24 protein-coding genes and 1 pseudogene are annotated in these 24,343 nt (G+C 51.4%); 18 read left to right on the top strand and 7 right to left on the bottom strand.

Features of this window, described 5'->3' with window-relative positions; translation table 11 throughout:
• The first annotated feature begins 4 nt into the window (after positions 1–4).
• From glsA to rlmA, 4 genes are all read left to right on the top strand, one after another.
• Complete coding sequence (gene glsA, locus C2M29_RS09505; protein WP_105189558.1) at positions 5–1,012, top strand: glutaminase A; 1,008 nt, start codon at positions 5–7, stop codon at positions 1,010–1,012.
• A gap of 113 nt (positions 1,013–1,125) precedes the next feature.
• Positions 1,126–1,935 (top strand): exodeoxyribonuclease III, encoded by an 810-nt coding sequence (gene xthA / locus C2M29_RS09500; RefSeq protein WP_105190229.1) that lies wholly within the window; start codon positions 1,126–1,128, stop codon positions 1,933–1,935.
• A gap of 6 nt (positions 1,936–1,941) precedes the next feature.
• Positions 1,942–2,571, top strand: coding sequence for an energy-coupling factor ABC transporter permease (locus tag C2M29_RS09495; protein ID WP_105189557.1), 630 nt, complete (start codon positions 1,942–1,944; stop codon positions 2,569–2,571).
• Entirely contained in the window at positions 2,568–3,377 is an 810-nt protein-coding gene (gene rlmA, locus C2M29_RS09490; protein ID WP_105189556.1) for a 23S rRNA (guanine(745)-N(1))-methyltransferase, read from the top strand. Before C2M29_RS09495 ends, rlmA begins: the two co-directional genes overlap by 4 nt.
• Here rlmA and yfbV read toward each other — a convergent pair.
• A complete protein-coding gene (yfbV, locus tag C2M29_RS09485) occupies positions 3,362–3,808 on the bottom strand; it encodes a terminus macrodomain insulation protein YfbV (RefSeq protein WP_105189555.1) in 447 nt (148 codons plus the stop codon). The genes rlmA and yfbV overlap by 16 nt on opposite strands.
• 176 nt (positions 3,809–3,984) lie before the next feature.
• Here yfbV and C2M29_RS09480 point away from each other — a divergent pair, with 176 nt between their 5' ends.
• From C2M29_RS09480 to C2M29_RS09450, 7 genes are all read left to right on the top strand, one after another.
• Positions 3,985–5,184 (top strand): acetate kinase, encoded by a 1,200-nt coding sequence (locus C2M29_RS09480; RefSeq protein ID WP_105189554.1) that lies wholly within the window; start codon positions 3,985–3,987, stop codon positions 5,182–5,184.
• 2 nt (positions 5,185–5,186) lie between these two features.
• Positions 5,187–7,337 carry a phosphate acetyltransferase gene (gene pta, locus C2M29_RS09475; RefSeq protein ID WP_105189553.1) on the top strand — a complete coding sequence of 717 codons (2,151 nt, stop codon included), beginning with the start codon at positions 5,187–5,189 and terminating at the stop codon, positions 7,335–7,337.
• A 424-nt stretch (positions 7,338–7,761) separates the two neighbouring features.
• Positions 7,762–8,145, top strand: coding sequence for an ACT domain-containing protein (locus C2M29_RS09470; protein WP_105189552.1), 384 nt, complete (start codon positions 7,762–7,764; stop codon positions 8,143–8,145).
• Positions 8,142–8,654 (top strand): PTS glucose transporter subunit IIA, encoded by a 513-nt coding sequence (locus tag C2M29_RS09465; protein WP_105189551.1) that lies wholly within the window; start codon positions 8,142–8,144, stop codon positions 8,652–8,654. The genes C2M29_RS09470 and C2M29_RS09465 overlap by 4 nt, the downstream gene beginning before the upstream one ends.
• A 15-nt stretch (positions 8,655–8,669) precedes the next feature.
• The gene (locus C2M29_RS09460) at positions 8,670–9,017 is read left to right on the top strand and encodes an ArsC family reductase (protein ID WP_105189550.1); all 348 of its coding nucleotides are present in this window, start codon (positions 8,670–8,672) and stop codon (positions 9,015–9,017) included.
• Positions 9,018–9,025: 8 nt separating this feature from the next.
• Entirely contained in the window at positions 9,026–10,153 is a 1,128-nt protein-coding gene (gene dapE / locus C2M29_RS09455; RefSeq protein WP_105189549.1) for a succinyl-diaminopimelate desuccinylase, read from the top strand.
• Entirely contained in the window at positions 10,150–10,824 is a 675-nt protein-coding gene (locus C2M29_RS09450; RefSeq protein ID WP_105189548.1) for a M15 family metallopeptidase, read from the top strand. The genes dapE and C2M29_RS09450 overlap by 4 nt, the downstream gene beginning before the upstream one ends.
• A 97-nt stretch (positions 10,825–10,921) precedes the next feature.
• On the opposite strand, the gene C2M29_RS09445 is transcribed toward C2M29_RS09450, so the two are convergent.
• Entirely contained in the window at positions 10,922–12,139 is a 1,218-nt protein-coding gene (locus C2M29_RS09445) for a pyridoxal phosphate-dependent aminotransferase (protein WP_105189547.1), read from the bottom strand.
• Positions 12,140–12,226: 87 nt separating this feature from the next.
• Positions 12,227–12,568 carry an Hpt domain-containing protein gene (locus C2M29_RS09440; RefSeq protein ID WP_105189546.1) on the bottom strand — a complete coding sequence of 114 codons (342 nt, stop codon included), beginning with the start codon at positions 12,566–12,568 and terminating at the stop codon, positions 12,227–12,229.
• 115 nt (positions 12,569–12,683) lie between these two features.
• Between C2M29_RS09440 and C2M29_RS09435 the strand changes: the two genes are divergently transcribed.
• Both C2M29_RS09435 and C2M29_RS09430 read left to right on the top strand, forming a co-directional pair.
• The gene (locus C2M29_RS09435; RefSeq protein WP_105189545.1) at positions 12,684–13,265 is read left to right on the top strand and encodes a tRNA-uridine aminocarboxypropyltransferase; all 582 of its coding nucleotides are present in this window, start codon (positions 12,684–12,686) and stop codon (positions 13,263–13,265) included.
• Positions 13,262–14,038 carry a CLCA_X family protein gene (locus tag C2M29_RS09430; protein WP_105189544.1) on the top strand — a complete coding sequence of 259 codons (777 nt, stop codon included), beginning with the start codon at positions 13,262–13,264 and terminating at the stop codon, positions 14,036–14,038. The genes C2M29_RS09435 and C2M29_RS09430 overlap by 4 nt, the downstream gene beginning before the upstream one ends.
• Before the next feature lie 49 nt (positions 14,039–14,087).
• On the opposite strand, the gene dcd is transcribed toward C2M29_RS09430, so the two are convergent.
• Together dcd and apbC are read right to left on the bottom strand one after the other, a co-directional pair.
• Complete coding sequence (gene dcd / locus C2M29_RS09425; protein ID WP_105189543.1) at positions 14,088–14,678, bottom strand: dCTP deaminase; 591 nt, start codon at positions 14,676–14,678, stop codon at positions 14,088–14,090.
• A gap of 2 nt (positions 14,679–14,680) precedes the next feature.
• Positions 14,681–15,766 carry an iron-sulfur cluster carrier protein ApbC gene (apbC, locus tag C2M29_RS09420; RefSeq protein WP_105189542.1) on the bottom strand — a complete coding sequence of 362 codons (1,086 nt, stop codon included), beginning with the start codon at positions 15,764–15,766 and terminating at the stop codon, positions 14,681–14,683.
• A 168-nt stretch (positions 15,767–15,934) separates the two neighbouring features.
• Here apbC and metG point away from each other — a divergent pair.
• A pseudogene (gene metG, locus C2M29_RS09415) lies at positions 15,935–17,967 on the top strand (methionine--tRNA ligase).
• A 54-nt stretch (positions 17,968–18,021) separates the two neighbouring features.
• On the opposite strand, the gene C2M29_RS09410 reads toward metG, so the two are convergent.
• Positions 18,022–18,990, bottom strand: coding sequence for an NAD(P)H-quinone oxidoreductase (locus C2M29_RS09410; RefSeq protein ID WP_105189541.1), 969 nt, complete (start codon positions 18,988–18,990; stop codon positions 18,022–18,024).
• Positions 18,991–19,166: 176 nt separating this feature from the next.
• Here C2M29_RS09410 and C2M29_RS09405 point away from each other — a divergent pair, with 176 nt between their 5' ends.
• The 3 genes from C2M29_RS09405 (at position 19,167) to C2M29_RS09395 (ending at position 22,054) form a co-directional block, all read left to right on the top strand.
• Positions 19,167–20,408, top strand: coding sequence for a hypothetical protein (locus C2M29_RS09405; RefSeq protein WP_105189540.1), 1,242 nt, complete (start codon positions 19,167–19,169; stop codon positions 20,406–20,408).
• Between the two features lie 208 nt (positions 20,409–20,616).
• A complete protein-coding gene (locus tag C2M29_RS09400) occupies positions 20,617–21,549 on the top strand; it encodes a LysR family transcriptional regulator (protein WP_105189539.1) in 933 nt (310 codons plus the stop codon).
• A gap of 115 nt (positions 21,550–21,664) precedes the next feature.
• Positions 21,665–22,054 carry a hypothetical protein gene (locus C2M29_RS09395; protein ID WP_105189538.1) on the top strand — a complete coding sequence of 130 codons (390 nt, stop codon included), beginning with the start codon at positions 21,665–21,667 and terminating at the stop codon, positions 22,052–22,054.
• A gap of 22 nt (positions 22,055–22,076) precedes the next feature.
• Here C2M29_RS09395 and C2M29_RS09390 read toward each other — a convergent pair whose 3' ends face one another.
• Entirely contained in the window at positions 22,077–23,267 is a 1,191-nt protein-coding gene (locus C2M29_RS09390) for an isocitrate/isopropylmalate family dehydrogenase (protein WP_105189537.1), read from the bottom strand.
• A gap of 207 nt (positions 23,268–23,474) precedes the next feature.
• Between C2M29_RS09390 and C2M29_RS09385 the strand changes: the two genes are divergently transcribed.
• Positions 23,475–24,332 (top strand): TIGR02285 family protein, encoded by an 858-nt coding sequence (locus C2M29_RS09385; protein ID WP_105189536.1) that lies wholly within the window; start codon positions 23,475–23,477, stop codon positions 24,330–24,332.
• Positions 24,333–24,343: the final 11 nt, after the last annotated feature.

Raw genomic sequence — 24,343 nt, 5'->3', positions numbered from 1 at the left:
ACAAATGAAAAAAATACTTTATTCGCTGTTATTGGTGTTGGCCTTCGGGTCCTCTACACAACTCGATGCCCGGCCCTACGACGCCGCCAAGGTTGAGCAGGTATTAGCCCAGGCCCACGCCTTGTATAAAGACGATAAAAGTGGCGCCAATGCGGATTATATTCCCGCCCTGGCCAAGGTCGACAGCGAGCGCTTTGCTATTGCCGTGGTCACCGTCAACGGCGAGGTTTTTACCCGTGGCGATATCAATACTCGCTTTTCAATTCAGTCCATTTCCAAGGTATTCACCCTGGCTCTGGCCATGGAACAAAAAGGTGCCGAGGCTATCCGAGATAAAATCGGTGTTAACGCCACCGGCTTGCCCTTTAATTCGGTGGCGGCCATTGAGTTGAATGAGGCCAGAGCTGTCAATCCCTTGGTAAACGCCGGAGCCATGGCCACTGTCAGCCTGATAGGCGGCGATAAGGCCGAACAAAAGTGGCAGGCAATCAGTGCTTGGTATGAGCAATTTGCCACAACTAAACTCGGGGTCCTTGAGGAGGTCTATAGCTCCGAGTCCAACAGTAACGGTCATAATCTGGCCATTGCCGAGCTGCTTAAATCTTACGGTCGTTTTTACGGTGATGTGGATATCAACCTGGATATCTATACCCGCCAGTGCTCCGTGGGAGTCACCACCAAAGAGCTGGCGATGATGGCTTCTGTACTGGCCAATGGCGGCACCCACCCCATCAGTGGCGAGCGATTGATGAGTGCCGATAATGTTGAACGGGTCTTAGCGGTCATGACCACCGCCGGCTTATACGAAACCAGTGGTCAATGGGCCTACACCGTTGGTCTGCCGGCGAAAAGTGGCGTTGGCGGCGGCATTATCGCGATTATGCCGGGTAAATTCGCCATTGCCGCCTTTTCACCGCGCCTCGATGGTGCCGGCAACAGTGTACGTGCACAAAAAGCCATTGGTTATATTGCCGACAAAGCCAAGGCAAATATATTTAGCCATCAGGACTAACACAAGGTGCAAGGCGGCGAAAAGCGCCCCTGCCGTGTTGTCGCGATTCCTTCCAAGGGCACAAAATGCTACACTGGCGCGCTATTAATAATAACTTTCATCATTTATCACCAATGAAAATAATTTCCTTCAACATTAATGGCTTACGTGCTCGCCTTCATCAACTTCAAGCACTTATCGACAAACATCAACCGGATGTGATCGGCTTACAAGAAATTAAGGTGCATGATGAAATGTTTCCCGTCGCCGATGTCGAGGCCATGGGCTATCACGTTTATTTCCATGGCCAAAAAGCCCACTATGGGGTGGCCATGCTGACCAAAAAGCCGGCCAAAATGGTGAAAAAAGGCTTTTCCACCGACACCGACGAGCACCAAAAACGCATGATTGCGGTGACCGTGGAAAATGCCCAAGGGGAAGATGTCACCGTGCTCAATGGCTACTTTCCACAAGGCGATAACATCAATCATGAGACCAAGTTCCCATATAAACGTCAATTCTACAGCGACCTGATGGCCGAGCTAAGCAGCCAATACAGCGCCGACAGCAAACTAGTGGTAATGGGCGATATCAATATCTCCCCTATCGATTTGGATATCGGCATCGGCGAAGCCAACAAGAAGCGCTGGCTAAAAACTGGTAAATGTTCGTTCCAGCCAGAAGAAAGACAGTGGTTGGCCACCCTTACGAGTTGGGGCCTGGTGGACACCTTTAGACAGTTACACCCGGACGTTGACGACCAATATTCCTGGTTCGACTACCGCTCCAAGGGCTTCGACGACAACCGCGGTCTGCGTATCGACGTTATTCTAGCCACCCCCGCCTTGGCCAAATCATTAACCGACAGCGGTATCGACTATGAACTACGGGGTATTGAAAAACCCTCGGATCATGCGCCGGTGTGGAGCACCTTCGAGGGCTAATTGGTTATGTTGGTAAGCACCTTGGCCCTGGCGATTATCCTGATGTTGACCCTGGATAAACCCAGCGTGCTTGGTCTATGGCAGCGCCCGGCAAGACAAACCGGGCTCTTTGCCTGCGCCCTGGTGTTAGCGCTGTTGTGGCGAATTAAGGCAGGCATCGCCCCGGGGCTGGATATACATATTCTCGGTATTACCGCGGTGACTTTGATCCTCGGTTGGCGTTTAGCTACTTTGGCCGCAGTGCTGGCCACTGCTTTGCTTACGAGCTTTTCGACCATTGCCTGGGAAAACGCGGCGGTGTTTGCTATCACCACGGCGCTTATCCCTATTTACTTTAGCTATGGCGCCTTTGTGTTGGTTTATAACCTGCTGCCACGCCATTTATTTATCTATCTATTCGTTTGTAGTTTTCTTTGTGCTGCGCTGGCCAATTGCCTGAAGATCTTTGTCGGTGCCCTGTACTACTGGGCCATTGGCACCTATGAATGGCCTATGCTGATGGACAACTACGTGATTCTAAGTGCGCTTATCTGGTTCCCGGAAGCCATGCTCACCGGGATGGCCATGACCCTGCTGGTGATCTATCGCCCCCATTGGGTGCGCACCTTTTATGATAAGGAATACCTTGCACCATGAGTGCTTATTGCTGCCCCTTATGCCAACAACCTTTAGCCCGTCAGGGCAACAGCCTAAGCTGTGAACAAGGACACCAGTTCGATTATGCCAAAGAGGGCTATATCAATTTATTGCCGGTGCAATACAAAAAATCAAAACAGCCCGGTGACAATCAAGATATGGTGCAGGCCCGACGCCGCTTTTTATCAGCGGGCCATTATCAGTTTTTACGCCAGGCGCTCGCCGAACGCGTTAGCGCCTTGCATCAGGCGAACACGGCGGCCATCGACATGGGCTGTGGTGAGGGCTATTACACCAGCGAACTGGCAAACCAGTTACAGCATAAGGGTCAGGTCTACGGCATAGATATCGCCAAGCCAGCGGTACGCTACGCCGCCAAACGCTATGACACCTGCGAATTTGCGGTGGCATCGAGTAAACAGATCCCTTTGAAGGCGGGCTCGGCGTCGGTTGTGACCAGCGTGTTTGCGCCCATCTTTGCTCAAGAAAGCGCTCGTTTGTTGGCGCCACAGGGACACCTGGTGGTGGCCTCCCCCGGTCCGCGACATTTAGCCGAGCTTAAAGAGATAATCTATCGTGAGGTGCGTGAGCATCAGCCACTTGAAACACCCACCGGCTTTACTCGCAGCGCCGAACAACTGCTTAGCCATACTCTGACTCTTACTGGCGAGCAGGCGAGAGATCTGGCCTTAATGACGCCCTTTGCCTGGAAATTTAGTGTAGAGCAATTGGCTGCGCTTGCAGCACAGCCCGAATTTAAGGTGCAGGCCGAGTTTTACCTCAGCGAGTTTCAGAAGAGTTCCTGACGAAAAGTCTTGTCCATTTTATCAAACACGTCCTTTAGCAGTAGGGCCAGTTCTCGATAACGAGGCTTGGCCTTAGCCGGGGCGCCTTGATAACCCTGGGCCACCATTTTCGTGTAGATCTCCTTGTACCAATGGGCATGAGCCGGTGGCAGCGGTGACGACGCCCGTTTGGCGAGCCATAACAGCCCCTGTACCGGCAAGGATAAAATCAATAAGGCGCACGCCAGCGCCGGACCCAAGTAATGTTGCCCCAATAATTGCAATTGCACCACCAAGCTGGTGAGCGCCAGCAGCGGCATTACCTTAATTGCGAATAAGGTGGCACTGATAATACGGTTTTCCACAAACATGGGAGCCAGCTCTCGGCGCAGCGGCCAGAGTTTGGCGTAGCTATGCCCTTGTTGAATTTGTGCCATCATACTGTTTTGCATTTACGCCCCTTACAGCTAACGTTTAGTGGCAATATAAGGTAAAATAGCCGGTCCCACTGCAATAATACCTTGGTCTACATGTAGCCCTTGGTCATAACTATTATGACCAGGTTAAAAGCTATTACTATAGGTAAACGTGGGGTTTAATTTCTGATATTCAACCACGGGTCTACCAAATGTCTGTACAACACGTCCTAGTTTTAAATTGCGGCAGCTCGAGCCTAAAATTTGCGGTTATCGACGCCAGCAGCGGCGATGAACTGTTAAGCGGTTTAGCCGAACGCCTCCATAACGACGACGCTACCTTAAAGTATAAATTCGCCGGCAACAAAGAGCAAAACGCATTAGCCAGCGGAGCCGATCACAAAATCGCCATCGATGCCCTTGTTGCCCTGATCCACCAGTATGATCTGGCCAAGGATTTGATTGCCGTAGGCCATCGTGTGGTTCATGGTGGTGAGCAGTTTACCGGCTCTCAGGTGATCACCCCGGACGTGCTTGACGCCATTACCCAGACCGCGCAATTAGCGCCATTACATAACCCTGCTAACTTAACCGGTATTAAGGCAGCGCAAACGGCGTTTCCTGAGCTGGTCCAGGTTGCCGTATTCGACACCGCGTTCCATCAGAGCATGCCAAAGCACGCGTTTTTATATGCCTTGCCTTATTCGCTTTACAGAGACCATGGTGTACGCCGTTATGGCTTCCATGGCACCAGTCATCATTATGTATCCACTCAGGCCGTCGAGGCTCTGGGGTTGGCAGCAGATAATCACCGCTTGATCACCGCACATCTGGGCAATGGCTGCTCGGTCTGCGCCATTAAAAATGGTGCCAGTGTCGATACCAGCATGGGACTGACCCCACTTGAAGGCGTGGTCATGGGCACCCGCAGTGGCGACATCGACCCGGGCTTATTCGATTACCTCACCAGTCAGCTTGGCTATTCGGTGACCGAGGTCAATACCATGCTCAACCAGCAAAGTGGTTTACTCGGCATTAGCGAATTGTCTAATGACTGTCGCACCATAGAAGAGGCCTATCTAAAGGGACACGAGCAGGCCACTTTAGCGCTGGATATCTTTTGCTACCGCCTGGCCAAACAAATTGCCGCCTACCTGGTGCCGTTAAACGGTTTGGATGCTCTGGTCTTTACCGGCGGCATAGGTGAGAACTCAGACATTATTCGCGCCAAGGTGCTTGAGCACCTTCGCTTCCTTGGCTGGCAACTCGATGAAAAGCGTAACCTAGCGGCTCGTTTTGGCAAAAGTGGCGTTATTACCAGTGACAACAGCCCAATTACCGCCTTGGTGGTCCCTACCAATGAAGAGTGGATGATCTGCCAGGATGCGGCTCGTCTGGCACAAGGAGCTTAATCATGTCTAGACGTATTATGCTGATCCCCGTTTCCACCGGCGTTGGCCTGACTTCGGTGTCGGTAGGTTTGGTACGGGCGTTGGAACAAAAAGCACTGAAGGTCAACTTTTTCAAACCCATAGCCCAACCACGTCGCGGTGAATGTGGCCCGGAAAAGTCCACCGCCATAGTAAAAATTGGTTCAAGCATTAACCCGCCGGAGCCGATTTCACTGGCCTATGCGGAAAAGATGATCGGTGATGGTAAGGGCAATACCTTGCTCGAAGAAATCGTTGAGCGTTTTGAAAGCGGCATTAACGACGATGAAATCGCCATTATCGAGGGCATGGTACCGACCCGTAACCAACCCTATGCCGGGCGCGTTAACCGTGAAATCGCGCAAACCCTGGGCGCCGATATCGTCTTTGTGGTGACCCCGAGCAACGACACGGTTGAAGAGCTCGAAGACAAGTTAGAAATCGCCGCCGGCAACTATGGTGGCATCGCCCACCCACGGGTGTTGGGCTGTATTTTCAACAAGGTCAATGCGCCACTGGATGAGCAGGGCCGCGCCCGTGCCGATTTGGTCGAACAGTTTAACCCGGATTTACTGGATAACGAAATTAACCGCTTGGCGTCGATGCCACTGTTTCGCAAGCATCCGTTCCAGCTCCTGGGAACCATTCCCTGGGACTTTGAACTGGTGGCCCCGCGTGCCATCGACCTGGCCAATTATTTAGATGCCCGCGTTATTCACCAGGGAGACCTGCTACACCGCCGTCTGCGCCGGGTAACCTTCTGTGCGCGCACGGTTTCTAACCTGTTAAACCATATCTCTCCCGGTGTACTGCTGGTCACCCCGGGTGATCGTTCCGATGTCCTGGTCGCCGGCTGTTTATCGGCCATGAATGGCACCAAGATAGGCGCTATCTTACTCACCGGAGGGATCGAGCCAGAGCCGCGCATTATGGAATTGTGTCATCAAGCCATGGAGCAAACCGGATTGCCTATCCTTGCCACCGAGCACGATACCTGGCGCACCTCCTTACTATTGCACAACTTCAACTTAGAAGTGCCTTGCGATGATGAGCAGCGCGTCGACAAGGTTAAATCGCACCAGGCCACCTTTATCGACTCCGACTGGCTAGATAGCCTGGCACAGCAGTCACAAAAAACCCGTAAGTTGTCGCCACCGGCATTCCGCTATCTGTTAACGAATAAAGCCCGCCACGCCCATAAAACCATTGTGCTGCCCGAGGGCGAAGAGCCACGCACCATAAAAGCGGCGGCGATTTGTGGCGAGCGTGGCATTGCCAATACGGTATTACTGGGCGATCCTGTGGAAATCACCCGCATCGCCGAACAACAAGGTGTCGAACTCAACGAGCGCATGCAACTCGTTGACCCAGAGCAGATCCGTGGTGACTATGTGGCGCCCATGGTGGAGCTGCGTAAGAACAAGGGTTTAACCGAGGTAGTGGCCGAAGAAATGCTGCAAGACAATGTGGTGCTCGGCACCATGATGTTGGCTCAGGGGAAAGTCGATGGCCTGGTCTCCGGCGCCGTGAACACCACCGCCAATACCATACGCCCGTCGCTGCAACTGATCAAAACCGCACCGGGTTCCTCCCTGGTCTCGTCGGTGTTCTTTATGCTGCTGCCGGATCAGGTGCTGGTATACGGCGACTGCGCTATTAACCCGGATCCGACCGCCGCCCAGTTGGCGGACATTGCCATTCAATCCGCCGACTCCGCCAGCGCCTTTGGCATTGAGCCGCGCGTGGCGATGATCAGCTACAGTACCGGTAGCTCGGGAGCCGGCGCCGACGTTGAAAAGGTGCGCGAAGCCACCGAACTGGCGAAACAAAAGCGTCCCGACTTAATCATCGACGGACCGCTGCAATACGATGCTGCTATCATGGAAAATGTGGCCCGTAAAAAGGCCCCAAACAGCCCGGTAGCTGGTCAAGCCACGGTGTTTATCTTCCCAGATTTGAATACCGGCAACACCACCTACAAGGCGGTACAGCGTAGCGCCGAACTGGTCAGCATAGGCCCAATGCTGCAGGGGATGCGCAAACCGGTCAACGACCTTAGCCGCGGCGCCTTAGTGGATGACATCGTCTATACCATCGCCCTGACCGCCATTCAGGCGGATCAAACACAGGCTTAGTTTTAGACCGGATAAGATGTAATAAATAGCAGGGCTCGCCATTTATTAGGATATTGGCGGGCCCTTTTTATTTCGTTATTAGCAATAACCAAACCACTGTTGATCAATAAACAGGCAAACAATATTTTTCTATATATTTCATAAAGATAAATAGTATCGACCACCCTACCCCCAAACTTATCCACAGCTATTGTGAGCAACTTGCGGTGGCATAAATTGCGCTTTTTAGGTATAACTTGTACTTATACCAATTCACTTAAATAGCTAATCATTCTAGCGGGCTAAATATCATACTAACGGTGTTGGGGTTTTTCTATGTAGAATAACTACATAAGAAAAAATCCGCCTTGTTAGCACCTAATTTATCCAGCGCTATATCTGATCACATACTTAACAGAATTGGTATTAACCCAAGGGGATCTGTATGGCCAAACAAACGCTCCAATTACTCCCACATGAATTCACCATTCACAGCTTCGACAGCACGGCTGCTATCCCGAGTATTATTTTTCAAAGCGAAGTTTACTTTGTCGGTAAAACCTCCGAGGAGCTGTCCATCGTTTGTAACAGTGATATTGAGCTTGATAGTCTGGCGCAGGAACCCGGCTGGGTGGCATTTGAGGTGTTGGGGCCGCTGGGCTTCTCCCTTACCGGCATTTTATCTAATATCTCCGGGGTATTAGCCCGAGCCAACATCTCCATCTTCGCCATCTCCACCTTTGATACCGATTATATTTTGGTCAAACGTATGCAAGTTACAAACGCCATGAATTCATTAAAAAAAGAAGGTTATAACGTACGTTCATGAATCACACCGCGCAACTGATACCCGAGCGCAACCTGTCGCAGGACTTGTTTTCCGCGGGCCCGCTATCGAAAAGTTTAATCCTTTATGCGCCTCTAAGCGGTGCCGTTTTACCCTTGTCCGAGGCGCCCGATGCCCTTATAGCGATGGGTTTATTAGGTCCCGGTGTCTGTATCCAGATGCGCGGCCATAAACTGCTGGCCCCCTGTGACGGCACCCTGGTGAAAGTCAGCGAAGGAGCAAAACAGTGGCATTTTCGTAGTAAGCACGGGCTCAATATTCTGCTCTATTTACACCTTGATGAGCCCGGTATTTGTAACAAGGCAAAATTAAAATACTTAGACGGCGCCACCTTAACGCGCGGCGAAGAAATTGCCTATTTCGACCTGCGGCAGTTTAAATCTGCGCCCTTGGCCGCTATCATGATCACCAATCTTGCGCCGTCGACCCTGACGTATTACTGCCAGCACCAGGTTGCGGCCAATGAACCTTTATTATTTATCGGCAACTAAAGCTACATACAGATTATGACCACAATTATGTACGGTATCAGTAACTGCGATACCATTAAAAAAGCAAAAAAACATCTAGAAAATAATAACGTGGAATACCAGTTCCACGACTATCGCAAACAAGGCCTGGACTTGGCGTTATTAACCGAGCTTGAAGCCTTGTTCGGTTGGGAAGCCATGGTCAATAAGCGTGGCACCACCTATCGCCAGCTTAGCGACGAACAAAAGCAGCAACTGGATAAAGACTTGGCCATGACCCTGATGCTGGAGTCGCCAGCCTTAATAAAGCGCCCTATTTTGCGCACCGACGAGCATCATTTGATCGGTTTTAAGGCGGCGGACTACGACGCCATTTTTGCATAGGAAACGCCATGAGTGCAGTCATAGACCTGGCCAAAGAGTTAATCCGCCGTCCTTCGGTGACCCCTAAAGACGCCGGCTGCCAGCATGTTATCGCCGAGCGCTTAGCGAAGATAGGGTTTACCAATGAGCCGATGTTTTTCGTCGATACCCTTAACACCTGGTCGCGTAAGGGTCAGGGCAAGCCCAATGTATGCTTCGCCGGACATACAGATGTAGTGCCGGTGGGCGATGAAAAAAAATGGCGCTTTGCGCCCTTTGCGGCCACCGAGCATGAAGGCTATTTGCATGGCCGCGGCGCTGCCGATATGAAGGGCTCTTTGGCAGCCATGGTGGTGGCCACCGAGCGCTTCGTCGCCAACCATCCCGAACACAAGGGCTCAATTTCCTTTTTGATCACCTCGGATGAAGAAGGCCCCTTTATCAACGGCACCACCCGGGTCATTGACACCCTGGAAGCGCGTAATGAAAAAATCGATATGTGCATCGTCGGCGAGCCCTCTTCCACCGACAAGCTCGCCGATGTGGTCAAAAATGGCCGCCGCGGCTCGCTCACCGCGTATTTAACGGTTAAGGGCAAGCAAGGTCATGTGGCCTACCCCCATTTGGCCGAGAATCCAGTGCATCAGGCCACTGCCTTCTTGCAGGCCTTGTGTCAGGAAAAGTGGGATGATGGCAACGCATTTTTCCCCGCCACCAGCATGCAGATCTCCAATATCAATGCGGGCACCGGTGCCGGCAACGTGATCCCAGGCGAGTTGGAGGTGCAATTTAACTTTCGTTACAGCACCGAGCTGAGTGCAGAGCAGATCAAATCCAGAGTGTTGGCTCTCTTAGCAGAGCATAAGGTCAATTACGATATCGACTGGACTCACAACGGCCAGCCCTTCATCACCGAGCCGGGCGAGTTAACCACCGCGGTGCAAGGGGCGATTGAAGAGCAAATGGGCTATCAGGCTGAACTACAAACCAGTGGCGGCACTTCGGACGGTCGCTTTATCGCCCCAACTGGCGCCAAGGTGATTGAACTGGGGCCACGTAACGCCACCATTCATCAGGTCGATGAATGTGTCAGCTGTGACGATTTAGACAAACTGGCGCTGATTTACGAAGGGATCTTAAGGCGGTTGCTAACATGACCCTGGCATTATGCGCTACCGGGCGCAGCGAGTCCCATTTGTGTGACTGGCAAGGTCATCGCCTAAATCGTGAAGCGTTGGCGGATTTCCAGCGCTTGCAACGCCTTGCTCAGGGCGATGGTATTGACCTGCGTATTGCCTCCGGGTATCGCTCCTTTTCCCGCCAGGCCATGATTTGGAACAACAAGTACCTGGGCGTGCGTCCGGTTTACGATGCCACACAACAGCTAGTCGATCTCACTGCCTTGCCCGCGATAGAGCGCCTGCATGCCATCATGCTTTATTCGGCGTTGCCCGGAGCCAGTCGCCACCATTTCGGCAGTGATTTTGATGTGTGGGACCCAAGTACTGTGGCTGAGGATTATCAACTGCAACTGAACCCTGACGAATATGCCTCAAACGGCCCTTTTGCCACCCTCAACGCCTGGTTAAGCGAACATCTGCATGAACTGGGGTTCTATCGCCCCTATCTAAAATACCTGGGCGGTGTTGCCGCTGAACCTTGGCATATCAGCCATATAAGCAGTGCCGAGACGTTACAAGGTTGGCAAACCCCGGCCACCATAGCCGACGCCCTTAATAAATCTGAGGTGGCGGGAAAAGACGAGATCCTCCCCCATCTTGATGAGCTCTATGAGCGTTATGTGCTCACGCTCTGCGCGCCGGAATGAAGACTCCATAAAAACCAAAAAGCAGCGCCAGCGCGCTGCTTTTTTTATTTGGCCAGGCGCTTAGCCTCAGTATATGGCTAAGGCCCAAGGCTTGTGCCTAATCTTGTTTATAACGCTCAAAGAAGCGACCTAAACGCTGCATCGCCGGGGCCAGCTCATCCTTATGGGGCAAGAAAACGATACGGAAGTGGTCTGGCTCCGGCCAGTTAAAGCCACGGCCATGAACCAGCAGAATTTTTTCCTGTGTCAGCAGATCCAACACCATGGTTTCATCGTTGCTGATGTTAAAGCGCTTGGTATCGACCTTGGCAAAACCATACAGGGCTCCTTTGGGCTTCACACAGCTCACCCCTTCGATATCATTCAGGCCCTGCCAGGCAATATTGCGCTGCTCGTATAAACGTCCACCGGGCTCAATCAGGGCATCGATGGATTGCACTCCACCAAGAGCCTGCTGCACCGCGTATTGAGCCGGTACATTGGCACATAAGCGCATGGAGGCCAACATGTCTAACCCCTGGATCAAGTCGCTCATACGCTTAGTCGGACCACTTAGCACCATCCAGCCGATACGCAGACCGGCGGCGCGATAGGTTTTCGCCAAGCCATTAAAGGTGATCACCGGCACATCGTCACACAAGGAGGCGATAGAGCTGTGGGTGGTGCCATCATAGAGAATTTTTTCGTAAATCTCGTCACTCAATAACAGCAAGTTATGTTCACGAGCCAGAGCGATCAACTCCAGCAGCAGGTCGTTACTGTACACCGCCCCCGTGGGGTTGTTTGGATTAATAAGCACTAAGGCCTTGGTTCTTGAGGTGATTTTGCTGCGAATATCGTCGATGTCGGGAAACCAGTCCTGCTGCTCATCACAACGATAATGCACCGCCTTACCGCCGGCCAGGGTCACACAGGCACTCCATAAGGGGTAATCCGGCGCCGGGATAAGAATTTCATCGTCATTGTTCACCAGGGCCTGGGTTACCATTTGGATAAGCTCACTCACCCCATTGCCGATAAAAATATTGTCGATACTGAGGTTATGCAAACCACGCTGTTGATAATGTTGATAGACGGCCACCCGCGCCGAATATAACCCCTTGGAATCGCAATAGCCCTGAGCCGAGCTGAGGTTACGAATAATGTCTTTAAGCATGTCTTCTGGCATATCAAAGCCAAAGGCCGCCGGATTGCCGATGTTAAGCTTAAGTACCTTTTGCCCTTCATCTTCCATGGCCTTGGCGGCAGCCAACACGGGCCCACGAATATCGTAGCAAACACCGTGTAACTTCTGACTTTTTAAAATTTCTGACATGCTTTCCCCCTTCAAATTATTACCGTTAGATTATCGGCACAAGCGGGAAATAGCTATATGTGATATGCCCTTAGCTATGAATTAATTTCAACTTTGTTGTTGCCACTGCTTTATCAGCTCAATACTTTGCTCTATGGCACTGGGAAGTGCGTCGATCTGCGTCTGCAACGCCTGTTGCTGGCCTTCGGCCAAGCCATGCTCGATGGCTCTAGCCGTGTCCGCCAAGGTGATGGCACCAAATTGGGCGGCGTTGGACTTTAGGCTGTGAATATAACGAATGGCATCGCTTTGTTCCTTGCCCAAGGTTTGTTTAAAGGCACCATGTAAGCGGCTAAATTCACTAAAACAAAATGCGAGGGTTTCATCAAAATGCTCACCGAGTAAGTCCTGCATCGCCGATAAGGCTGATTGATCAATTTTTATGTCCATGTTCCCTTTCCCTCGTTTATCAGTGGCTCGGCAAAGGATAGCAAATGCGTAACTTGGAGCAAATAACTAAAACCAGTACAATGGCGTCATCAACCAGTAACACATACTTTTTGCTATGGCTCGTCCTCTTTGTTCTCAGTGTCATTATCCACCCAGCAGCTGTGTGTGCCCCTTTGTGACCCAAGTAAACAACCGTATTAAGCTTTGGGTATTGCAGCATCCTCATGAGCAAAAACAGGCTAAAAGTACCACGCCACTTTTGCAGTTGGGATTGACTAATGTGCAGCTGTGCGTGGGTGAGCTCCCCGAGGATTTCACCGAGGTGCGCGCCATTTCCAAACAGGCCTGTGCATTGTTATATCCCGGTCCAACAGCCGAGCCGGTGGAGCATATCAATACGCCCCTTGAGCACATTATTGTCCTCGATGGCACCTGGAGTAAGGTGCATAGGTTATGCCAACAAAATCCCTGGCTACATGAGTTAAAAACCCTTAGCTTCGACCAGGTTCCCCACAGCCGCTACCATATTCGTAAGGCCAATCGTGAGCAAAGCCTGTCGACCCTTGAAGCCAGCGCCTATTGTTTACATCATCTCGAAGGTCTGGATACCAACCCGCTACTGCACTTGCTTGATGGGTTTGTCACCATGCAAACAAAGCAGATGCCCGATGCCGTTAAGCAACGTTATCAAAAATGAGTTCATCGCTTATGGCGGACAAGTACCGCCGCGGTCCGGACTATCGTTTTGGCGTAGACGTAGACTTTAGTGAGGTGCGTACCACCTTTGGCCTGCGTGCCATCAGTGTGGGACGCTGGGTTAATAATGTAGAGCGTCAACGAGCCGCTAATCTGGTTTATGATGCCTTAGCGGATCTCACCCAAATTCTGGCGGTTCCTCCCGAGGTCATTGGCCTGCGCCAGACCTTAACCCTGGCCTTCGCACAGGGCGGACGCCTTGGTGTCCAAGCTCATTATCACAGCAGCACGCGCACCATAGCCCTGGCTAAAAACGCCGGCAGCGGCGCCTTTGCCCATGAATGGTGGCATGCATTTGATCACTACATCAGCCGTTTCTTGTTTACCGGGCCGACGCCGCAGCGCGCCTTTGCCAGTAAACTCTGGCTCACCCGCAATGACTACAATGGGCATCGCCTTAATCAACCCTTGTTGCAACTCTTAACCCTAACGCTCTTAAATGAGCAGCAAACGGATAGCTCGGCCTACTTGCAACGCTGCGCACAGCTCGATGCCGGCGCCGGTCAATATTATCTGGCCATGCCTGAAGAACTCAGTGCTCGCGCTTTTGAACACTATGTACAAAATGCCGAGATTAAAAACCAGTATTTGGTCAGTGGCACCAAGCAAGGGGAATTAGCAAAGCTAGGCGCCTACCCCAATGCCGCCGAGGCGGCAAAGCTGGCGCCGTGTTTTCGGGAATATTTTACCCTTTTGGGGCAATCACTGGGATAAGGGTAGGACCGCCCTGAAGACTTGGGCGGCCAAGAGACAGGAAGCGAGCTTACTGCTGGCCTTCGTCACCGATGCGACTTGCCAGGGCACTGTTCTGGCCCTTGTATTTGGCATCTACACGCGCGTTATAGGGTTTTTCCGCCGGGCTTGACAGGGTTTCAAAGCTCAGTGCGCCGATTTTCATATTCGGGCGCAGCGCCAAAGGCAGCTTGCCGGAATTATAAAACTCTAGGACGATATTGCCGCTCCAGCCCGGATCGATGCGGTGTGCGGTCACATGCACCATCAAACCTAAACGGGCCAATGACGAACGACCGTCGAGCCAACCAACGATATCAGCCGGCAGGGTCACAGATTCATAGGTAATGGCCAACGCCAGCTCACCCGGGTGCAGGAAAAACGCATCGCCCTCTTTGATGACGATTTCATCGCTCATAATGGACTCCATCGCCGCGTTAAGCTGCTCTTTAGGGCCGCTTAAGTCTACATACGGCGCGCAGTGATCCTGAAACACGCGAAATTTATTGCCCAGGCGCAAATCGACGCTGACGCCTGAGATCATCTGCTCGTCGGGCTGCGGGGTGATCACGATGCGCTGATCGTTTAGGTATTCTTTTATATGGGTATCTGATAAACGCATGGTTAGTCGTCCGTTATAATAATTTCTACGCCCTGATGAGCGCCTTGTTGATAATAGAGTTGGCTGGCGCACAGGCGCGCCGCCGCGGCAAAATGTGCCGCCATGTTTTGATCTTGCTCGTTTAGGTCACCGCCGCGCTCCGAGCACTGGCGAATTTCCATCGCCAGCGGTAAGTGCGCCAATATAGGCACGCCGTAGCGTTGCGAAAGTTGCACCGCACCATCGGCACCGAAAATATGGCTCGACTCACCACAGTGAGGGCATTGGAATTGACTCATGTTTTCCATCAAACCAATAATGGGCACGTTCACCTTGTTAAACATGGCCACCCCTTTTTGCGCATCGGCCAAGGCTAAATCTTGGGGAGTGGTGATGATCACCGCCCCGGATGCCGGTACCTTTTGCGACATAGTCAGCTGAATATCGCCAGTGCCTGGAGGCATATCCACGACCAAATAATCCAGCTCCCCCCACTGGGTTTCATTCAGCAGTTGCACCAGGGCTTGTGATGCCATGGGCCCGCGCCAAACGGTGGCATCGTCCGGGTCCACCAAAAAGCCAATGGACTGGGCTTTTAAGCCATGGGCACTCATGGGCAGCAGGGTTTTCTCGTCTTTGGCCTGAGGTTTCTGTCCTTGCAGGCCCAATAACAAGGGAATAGAAGGACCATAAATATCGGCATCAAGAATACCGACGCGGGCACCTTCATGGCGCAGCGCCATGGCCAAATTGACGGCGCAGGTGGATTTACCCACCCCGCCCTTGCCGGAGGCAACCATAATAATGTGTTTAATGTTGGCAAATCGCGGTTTTTCAGCCAACTGAACGTCAATTGCCACCTCTATTTGGCGGCTCAATTGCTCGCTTAGAAAGGCACCGAGTTCCGGCGCTTCTTGAGCACAGGCGAAGGGCATAACAAGCTTGCATAAACCTTGCTCGCTGCTGGCCTGTACCGCGGTCTCTGGCACCCCTACGGGAAAGGCGGCGCTGCGATAGCGACCCAGATGTTGCCTATATTCTTCCTGCCATTGTGAACCCCGGCGTTTTGAAAACAAAGAGGGTTTTTTACCTGAGCCTAATCCAAACATAGTAACTGCATAAATAATTAAAGAAGCGTAATGAAATGTGCCGCCAAATTATGTAACATTCAGGGCATTAACACCAGTCTATTCACCCTAGGCACCGAAACTTCATCGCGCTACAGCGCCTTGAGTCGATGATCTGGGTGATCCTATCTGAGATGGAATAAGCACCTTATGGCAAAGAGAAAAATTCTCATTACAAGCGCCCTGCCTTATGCAAACGGTCCTACACACCTGGGCCACATGCTTGAGTACATTCAAACCGATATTTGGGCTCGCTTTCAAAAGTCCCAAGGACATGAAACCTATTATGTGTGTGCCGACGATGCCCACGGCACGCCGATCATGCTTAACGCACAAAAACAAGGGATCAGCCCTGAGGAAATGGTTGCCAAGGTTAGCGTTGAACGCCAACGTGACTTTGCCGATTTTAATATCGAGTTTGATAACTACCACAGCACCCACTCGGATGAGAATAAGGCGCTAAGCGAGCTTATTTACAACCGCCTTAACGATGGTGGTTATATTAAAAAGCGCACCATCTCGCAGTTATTCGACCCGGAAAAGCAAATCTTCCTACCGGATCGCTTCGTAACCGGCACCTGTCCAAGCTGTGATGCAGAAGACCAAAACGGCGACAGCTGTGATGTCTGTGGCGCCACCTACTCGCCGACCGAACTGAAATCACCACGCTCTGCGATGTCAGGCGCCACCCCTGTGCTGCGCGACTCCGAGCATTACTTCTTCGACCTGCCTGCTTTTGAAGGCATGCTTAAAGGTTGGCTGCACTCGGGCAGTATTCAAGAAGAAATGGCCAACAAGCTTGACGAGTGGTTTGCCGATGGCCTGCAGCAGTGGGATATCAGCCGCGATGCACCTTATTTCGGTTTTGAAATTCCAGGCGCACCAGGTAAATACTTCTATGTGTGGTTGGACGCCCCTATCGGCTATATGGCCAGCTTTAAAAACCTGTGTGATAAAAACGGTATCGACTTTGATGCCTTTTGGCGCGAAGATTCCGACGCTGAGCTGTATCACTTTATCGGTAAAGACATTATTTACTTCCACAGCCTGTTTTGGCCAGCCATGCTTGAAGGCGCCGGTTTTAGAAAGCCGACCAATGTCTTCGCCCATGGTTTTGTAACCGTTAACGGCGCCAAGATGTCTAAGTCAAAAGGCACCTTTATTAAGGCTCGTACTTACCTGGATCATCTCGACCCTGAATACTTGCGTTATTACTTTGCCGCCAAGCTAAGCGGTGGTATCACCGACTTGGATTTAAACCTGGAAGATTTCGCCCAGCGCGTTAACTCGGATCTTGTCGGTAAGGTGGTCAATATCGCCAGCCGCTGTGCCGGTTTCATCACCAAGAAGTTCGATGGCAAGCTAAGCGACACCAATGCCGAGCCGGCCTTGTTGGCCGAGTTTGCCGCGGCCAAAGAAAGCATAGCCGAACACTATGAAAACCGTGAATTCGGTCGTGCGGTACGCACCATTATGGCGTTGGCGGATAAGGCCAACCAATACATAGATGCGCAAGCGCCTTGGGTTTTGGCTAAAAACGAAGACACGGCGCAGCAAGCCCATGAGGTATGCAGCGTTGGTCTGAATCTGTTCCGTATCCTGATGACCTATCTGCGCCCAATTTTGCCGGGCATGGCCGCCAATGTGAGCGATTTCTTAAACGATGAGCTGGCATGGGATAGTGTCGATAAGCCGCTGCTAGGTCAGCCTATCAATAAATTTAAAGCGCTGATGCAGCGTGTCGAAATGGATAAGGTTAATACCATGGTCGATGAATCAAAAGAAAGCCTTGCACCACAAAGCCAGGCGGTAGAGCAAGTAGCCGACAACGGCGAGTTGCAAAAAGACCCGCTGGCGGATGAGATCGAGTTTGATGACTTTGCCAAGGTGGACTTGCGCGTTGCCCTCATCGCCAACGCCGAGCATTTGAAGGTGCCGACAAGCTGCTTAAACTGACCCTGGATCTGGGTGGTCACCAGCGCCAGGTATTCGCGGGCATTAAATCGGCATATAGCCCGGAGCAGCTGATTGGCAAACACACCGTAATGGTGGCCAACCTTAAACCGCGTAAGATGCGCTTTGGTCTTTCCGAGGGCATGGTGCTGGCGGCAGGCCCAGGCAAGGATGAAATCTACATTCTTGAACCTCATGCCGGTGCCAAGCCGGGCATGCGCGTGATGTAAGCATTACTGCCTGTCAGTATACAGATTAAAAGGCCAGCTTAATGCTGGCCTTTTCTATGTATGCACCAAGATCACCTTACCTATATTGGCGTTTTGCGCTAAGCGCTGATGCGCTTGTTCCACCTCCTCCCAAGGGAACAGGGAATCAATTACCGGCGTTATCTCACCGCTCAGCATGCCCGCTTCGCACCTATGCTGCAGCTCTTTTACCAACGCCGATTTATACTCGCTACTGCGATTACGCAAGGTAGAGCCTATGATGGATGCGCGTTTTTGTAGCACCCTGGCGACATCCAATTGTTCGCAATAGCGCCCGCCTAGCATGGCCAGAATCACTATTTTGCCGTCTTGAGCCAAGACTTTCAGGTCGGCATTGAGGTAGTCACCGGCAACCGGATCTATTACCAGGTCGGCGCTGAGATTTTCTGCACGCATAGCCTCTAACCAATCGGATTGCCGATAATTAATCGCCACATCGGCGCCGAGCTGCAAACAGGCCTGGCGTTTTTGTTCGCTGCCAACGGTGGTCACCACCTTGGCGCCAAAATACTTGGCCAGCTTGATAGCGGCGGTACCGACCCCGCTGGCACCACCGTGTATTAGGAGGGTATGACCGACACCAAATCCTGGGTACTGCCGCAAGGCATCGAATGCGGTCAAAAACACCTCGCAAAAGCCGCCCCCCTGCTCGGCACTGAAGTTGGCGGGTAACACCAGGCAATGACCCTGATCCACGGCCACATATTGGCCATAGCCACCACCGGCACACAGCGCCATCACCTGTTGACCCTGCCACTTGCTGTCAGCTCCCTCGCCCACGGCCACCACTTCGCCGCACACCTCTAATCCTAAAGTGGTACTGTCACCCGGTGGGGGTGGGTAATTACCCTGACGCTGCAATAAATCGGCGCGATTAACGCCCGCTGCGCGCACTTTTATCAGTAATTGCCCGGCCTTTGCCTGAACCTTTGCTGACTCAACTATAACTGGCTGTTTATTTTCATTTAAATCAATTGTTAGCATTGTGTAATACCAAATTGTCGTAGTATGATTGAGGTAGTACCTATAAGGATAGAACTACAACTAAAATAGTAATTATTAGCCGCCGCTGCGAAATTAACTAGAATATTTTTATTAGAATTTTTCTGACCAGTGGCTGTTTTAATGCTATCCTAAATATCTGCTGGGAGGATAGATTGATGACTCAATATAATGAAATTAAAGCCGTTTGTGATGAACTACATCACGCCGGTACACCAATTACACTGGAAATTTTATTACAACGTGTTAACGGAGACCGTTCTAGCGTGCTTGAACATTACCGCCAATGGCGCAGCGAGGATCGCTCCGCTCGTCCACAAGAGGCACCCCAACCCGCCAAGGCGACCGATCTCGATATTGAGTTTTCCGACCAATTTGTTCAGGCCTTTAAGGCACAGTCTCAGGCTTTTGCCAATGCTCAGCTCGCCCCGGTACAGGCACAGCTAGAACAAATGATTCAGGCAGAGCAACTGGCGGTGCAAAGCCTAGATAACTTGCAACAGCAGTATCAGCAACTATCCCAGCAAAACGAAGAATTAAACGAAAAAATTGCCGCCCGCCAAGAGCAAATTGATGCTCAAGCCGCAGAGCTAGAACAACATCAAGATCAACTCGCTGGCGTAGAACAGCGCCTTGAAGAAGCCCAATCGGAAAACGAACAAAAAATTGCGACGATGCAACAGCGCATCGATAACTTCGATAACGATTATGCGGCCCTGGCCCAAGAGCGCGACGAGTTACAGCAGCAACGTGACGAGCTTGCGCACAAGCACAAACAGCTAGAGCAAGAAAAATCGGATATCGACGTTCAAATTGAACGTCTGCAGAAGCAATTAGAAGAGCAACAGCCTTTAGTTGAGCGCCTGAAGAATGAAAATAGCATGCTCAAGGAGCAAAGCGCCATTGCCGCCAAGCACCAGGAGAGCCAGCGCGAAGACATTCGTCAGTTACGTGAGCAAAATAAAGGCCAGACTCAGGAGCTGCAAGAGCTTAAAGAAACACATGCTCAAGCGCAGCAGGATAATGAAAAATTGCATGAGCAGGTACGCTTCTTAAAAGATAACTCCGCTTCAACCATCGAGCGATTGACCGCCAGTAACGATCAATACCAGCAGAAGATCAAAGAGCTCGAAGAGCGCTTAGCGAATAAAGACTCTGAAGCTCAGGGTATTATTGATGAGAACAAACGCCTAGGCGAACAAATCACCTTCTTGAAGCAAAATTCAACGTCAACGCTGGAGCGCCTTTCTAAGAGTGCGACCCTGGCGCAGAGCCGTCTTAGCGAACTGGAATCAAGCCTGGCGGAAACCCATGCGGAGCTTGAGCGTTTACGCTCGGAGGACGACGAAGAAGCAAAAAAGTACATGGGTGATGGCATGAGCTCAGCCCAAAGTGCATAAATACTGAGGCGCCGAGTTGGCGCCTTTTTACCGTTTATGCCCTCTGCCATCACCGCAACGCTTCCCCCCTATTTTCCTTTTCTGCTATCCCGAGCAGCGGCAAATAATCATTATCAACAATGAAAATACCTTAAGCCGTTGCTGTGGTTAGCTTTATCATGACGGCTAGGATAGAGTATTGGTTAGATAATATTCTTGTGTATAAAGTATGAACTTACGTCAGGTCGATCTTAATCTATTGGTGTATTTGCATATCCTAATCGAGGAGCGCAGCGTCTCGGCAGCCGCAAACCGTTTGGCGCTCACACAAAGTGCCATGAGCAACGCCCTGAAACGGCTTCGCGATTTATTTGCTGATCCCCTGCTGGTACGCAGTGGCAGTGTCATGATGTGTACCGAAAAAGCGCTGGCTCTGCAGCCTCAGCTGGAACACTTTCTTACAGTGGCGCAGGCGATCACCACACCAGAACAAGACTTTGACCCCAGTAGCAGCGAACATACCTTTCGCATTATGGCCAATGAGTTTTTAGTCGCCTCCTTGTTAGTTCCCTTTATCAGCGAGGTATTAAGCGCCTACCAAGGGATTAATATCGATCTGATAAACCCCAGCGATGTCACCTTAAGTGAGCTTGAACATGGGCAGGTTGATATTGCCATCGATCGTTTTACCCGCATGCCCGCCTCATTTCATCAGGCCACATTATGGCGGGATAACTATTGCTGCTTGAGCTCGCAGCAGCATCCAATACAGCAAAGACTGGACCTAGAAACCTATTTGGCTAGCCCGCATGTGTGGCTTAACCGCAGCGGCTTTGGCCCCGAACCAATGATCAAAAATCGCGAGCCACAAAAGTTAGGCTGGGTTGATCAGGCTTTGGTACAACTAGGCGAACGTCGTAATATTCGCGTCTATGCCCGCCATCACAGCCTGATCCCCGCACTGTGTGCAGACTCGCAGCTAATCGCCACCCTGCCAAGGCGCCTGGCGGAGCATATTATCGCCCAAAGTAACGCGCCCTTAGCCCTGTGCGCCGTACCCTTTCCCATCGTGCCCATTGGCGTGTCCATGTTATGGAGTCCACTGGTGCACCACGGCCCGGCCCATATCTGGCTCAGACAACAATTACAATGCTATGCGTAGGGGCTGACCAGATAATTTACGCTATAAATACCAAATATCGATGTTATCCATTTTATTAATAGAGTGGTTCCCCCTAAGGTAGAGTTATAGCAACAACAAGCCGATGGAGGCACCCATGCTACGACGCCAATACAAACACTACGACTGCATTCACATTAATACCGAGTTAGACATTTTTATTCGTGCCCAGCTGCAAGCCTGTGCCTCAGCCATGACTCTTGAGGAATTTTATCAAGCCCTCGCACAACTCAATGATGAGTTTGGTGGGCGCTGCCGCGCTTGTGGCGACAATAGCGTGACCTTGGATGCACTGCGTGAGCACTACCCCAATGCCGCCAGCGTTAACACTACTCAGGCCGATATTCTTGACGAAAACAACTGCCCCATCCCGGTCACCATGCTGTTTATCCTTCTTGATGAACTTGGCCTCGCACCCCGATTAGGCAGCAAGGATCCAGCGCGCGTCCGCGCCCGCCAATTACTGCAAGGAGCGATTGCCGCTTAATGGAAAACAAATGGGGCTTTGTTTAGCATGGCAAAGCCTCAACCAGGGCGGCAATCACCTGCTTGGTCGGTACGCCCTGCTCTAAGCTATTGCGAGTGTCCAGCTGAAACAACTGCTCATGGCTGGCGATCACCTTTGTTAAGGCACTGAACAGGCTTGAGGCCGCCCGGTCCAACTGCAAATGCTGCAGCATCAATACCGCCGCCCACACACTGGCACAGGGATTGGCCAAGCCGCTGCCGGCAATGCGCCGAAATGGTCCATGGCTGGGTTCAAACAGTGCCAACTCGTGGTTACAGTTCACACTGGGCACTATTCCTACTCCGCCTACCAGGGACGCCGCCAAATCAGCTATAAGATCCCCAGCCAGGTTATTGCACACTATGACATCAAACGCGGCCGCTTGTCGCGGCAGTCGCTGCATCACCTGATCCAACATCATCTGTTCAACCTGGATCTCAGTGCCGTCGGTACCGGGCAATAGGTAGTACTGCTGACATTCGCTCTGGGTCAGCTGATATTCTTTACTTAAGTAATCGAGGGCCCAGCGTTGAAATTGTCCTTCGGTGAGCTGCCAGGCATTGCTCTTATGCACCAGGGTAATTTTTGTGCGCCCTTGTTTAATGGCGTAATCGACGGTTTCTTTGATCAGACGCTCGGTGGCCGCCCGAGAGCAGTTTTTTATCGCCAAGGCGCAGTCATCGATAAACCGTAGCCTATGATATCCCAGCTCCTGCTCCAGCACCTCAATGAGCCGCTCGGCATCGGGACTATTGGCGGCCAGCTCTATACTGGCAAAACTATCCTCACTGCACTCGCGAAACACCACCAAATCAATCCCATCAGGATTTTTTAGCGCCGAAGGCAAGCCGGGTAAGGCTTTGATCACCCGCATGTTACAAAATAAATCCAGCTCTTCGCGCAGGGCAATATTCAGTGAGCGAAAGCCACCACCAATGGCGCTGCTCATCGGCCCTTTCAGTGCGACCTTGAGTTCACGTAGTGCCGATATGGTGGCCTGCGGAAACCATTCACCATCGCCTTCGCGAGCCGCCTGCTCACCAAGCAGTAAACAGTGCCAATGAATTTGCCGCTCACCGCCATAGCAGCGCTCGAGCACGAGATCCACTAACTCGCGCACCAGGGGCATCACATCGGGGCCAATGCCATCGCCGTCAATATAGGCTACCGCCACGCTCTGTGCTTGTGTCATAGGGGGCTCCGGAAGGTTGTTTTTTTAGTTATACCAAGGTCTTAGTTACTTTGCTAATTTCAAGCTAGTGTGTTGATTATTCATGATATTAATAGCCACAAAGAGCTATTGCTGAGCAAGATATTTACATTTTTATATATATTTCATGTGCCTGGGGTAATACCGGTGCTAGACTCAAAGGGTTGATTTACATTAGCGGTAACTTGTATGTGGTATCTCCGACAACGTCTCCAGCGAAGCCTGTGCCTGTGCTTCACCCTGATTGTTTCTAGCGCCAGTTTTGGGCAAAGCAGCAAAACCATTACCTGGCTGACCCTGGATTTCGAACCTTACTATATTTTCAATGGTGCCAATGCCGGGCAAGGCCGGGATGAGCAAGTGATCAATTTACTGCAGCAGCAACTACCGGATTATCACTTTAATTTTATGGCTATCCCAAGTAGTCATTTACTAACGGAGCTGCGCCATACGCAAAGTACCTACTGCTTAGTATCTCTTTATAAAACCAGCCAAAGGCTGATGGAGCTACACTTTAGTGAGCAGTATTCCACCATAGGCTTGTCGCCGGCATTGGTTATGCACAAAGAGGTGGCACGGCAATTGGGTTTAACTCCGGGTGCCCCCCAATCTCTAACTAAATTACTCGGTGAACATCATCTGCGTTTAGGTCTGCCCATGGGACGCTCCTACGGCAATGAGTTGGATGAGGTGATAGCCCAGGTCCCTAAATCCCAGATAGCAACCCGACCCGGACGCGATATGCTTGCCAGTCTGACCTATATGTTGGCCAAAAAGCGGCTCGATATTTTGCTGAGTTATCCCAGCGAATATCAGTACCTCAGCGAGAAAATGGGTGTAGATGAGCAGCTCAGTATTTTCCCTATCACCGAAGCACCGGCCTTAAGCTATGGCTATATCGCTTGTAGCAACAATGAATTAGGTCAACAGCAGGTCAAGATTTTAGCGCCGGCACTGCAACAGGTGGTAAGCAGTCAGGCCTACAAGGAGGTGATGTTGCAATGGTTGCCCACCGCGCTGAAGCCACGCCTACAACAAGCGCTGTAGGCGTGTGCGAA

Origin of the sequence: Pseudoalteromonas sp. T1lg48, assembly GCF_002964785.1 — a bacterium.
Classification (GTDB): Bacteria; Pseudomonadota; Gammaproteobacteria; order Enterobacterales; family Alteromonadaceae; genus Pseudoalteromonas.
Note: the sequence above shows the minus strand (reverse complement) of the source record. Positions and strands in the feature narration are given on the sequence as shown.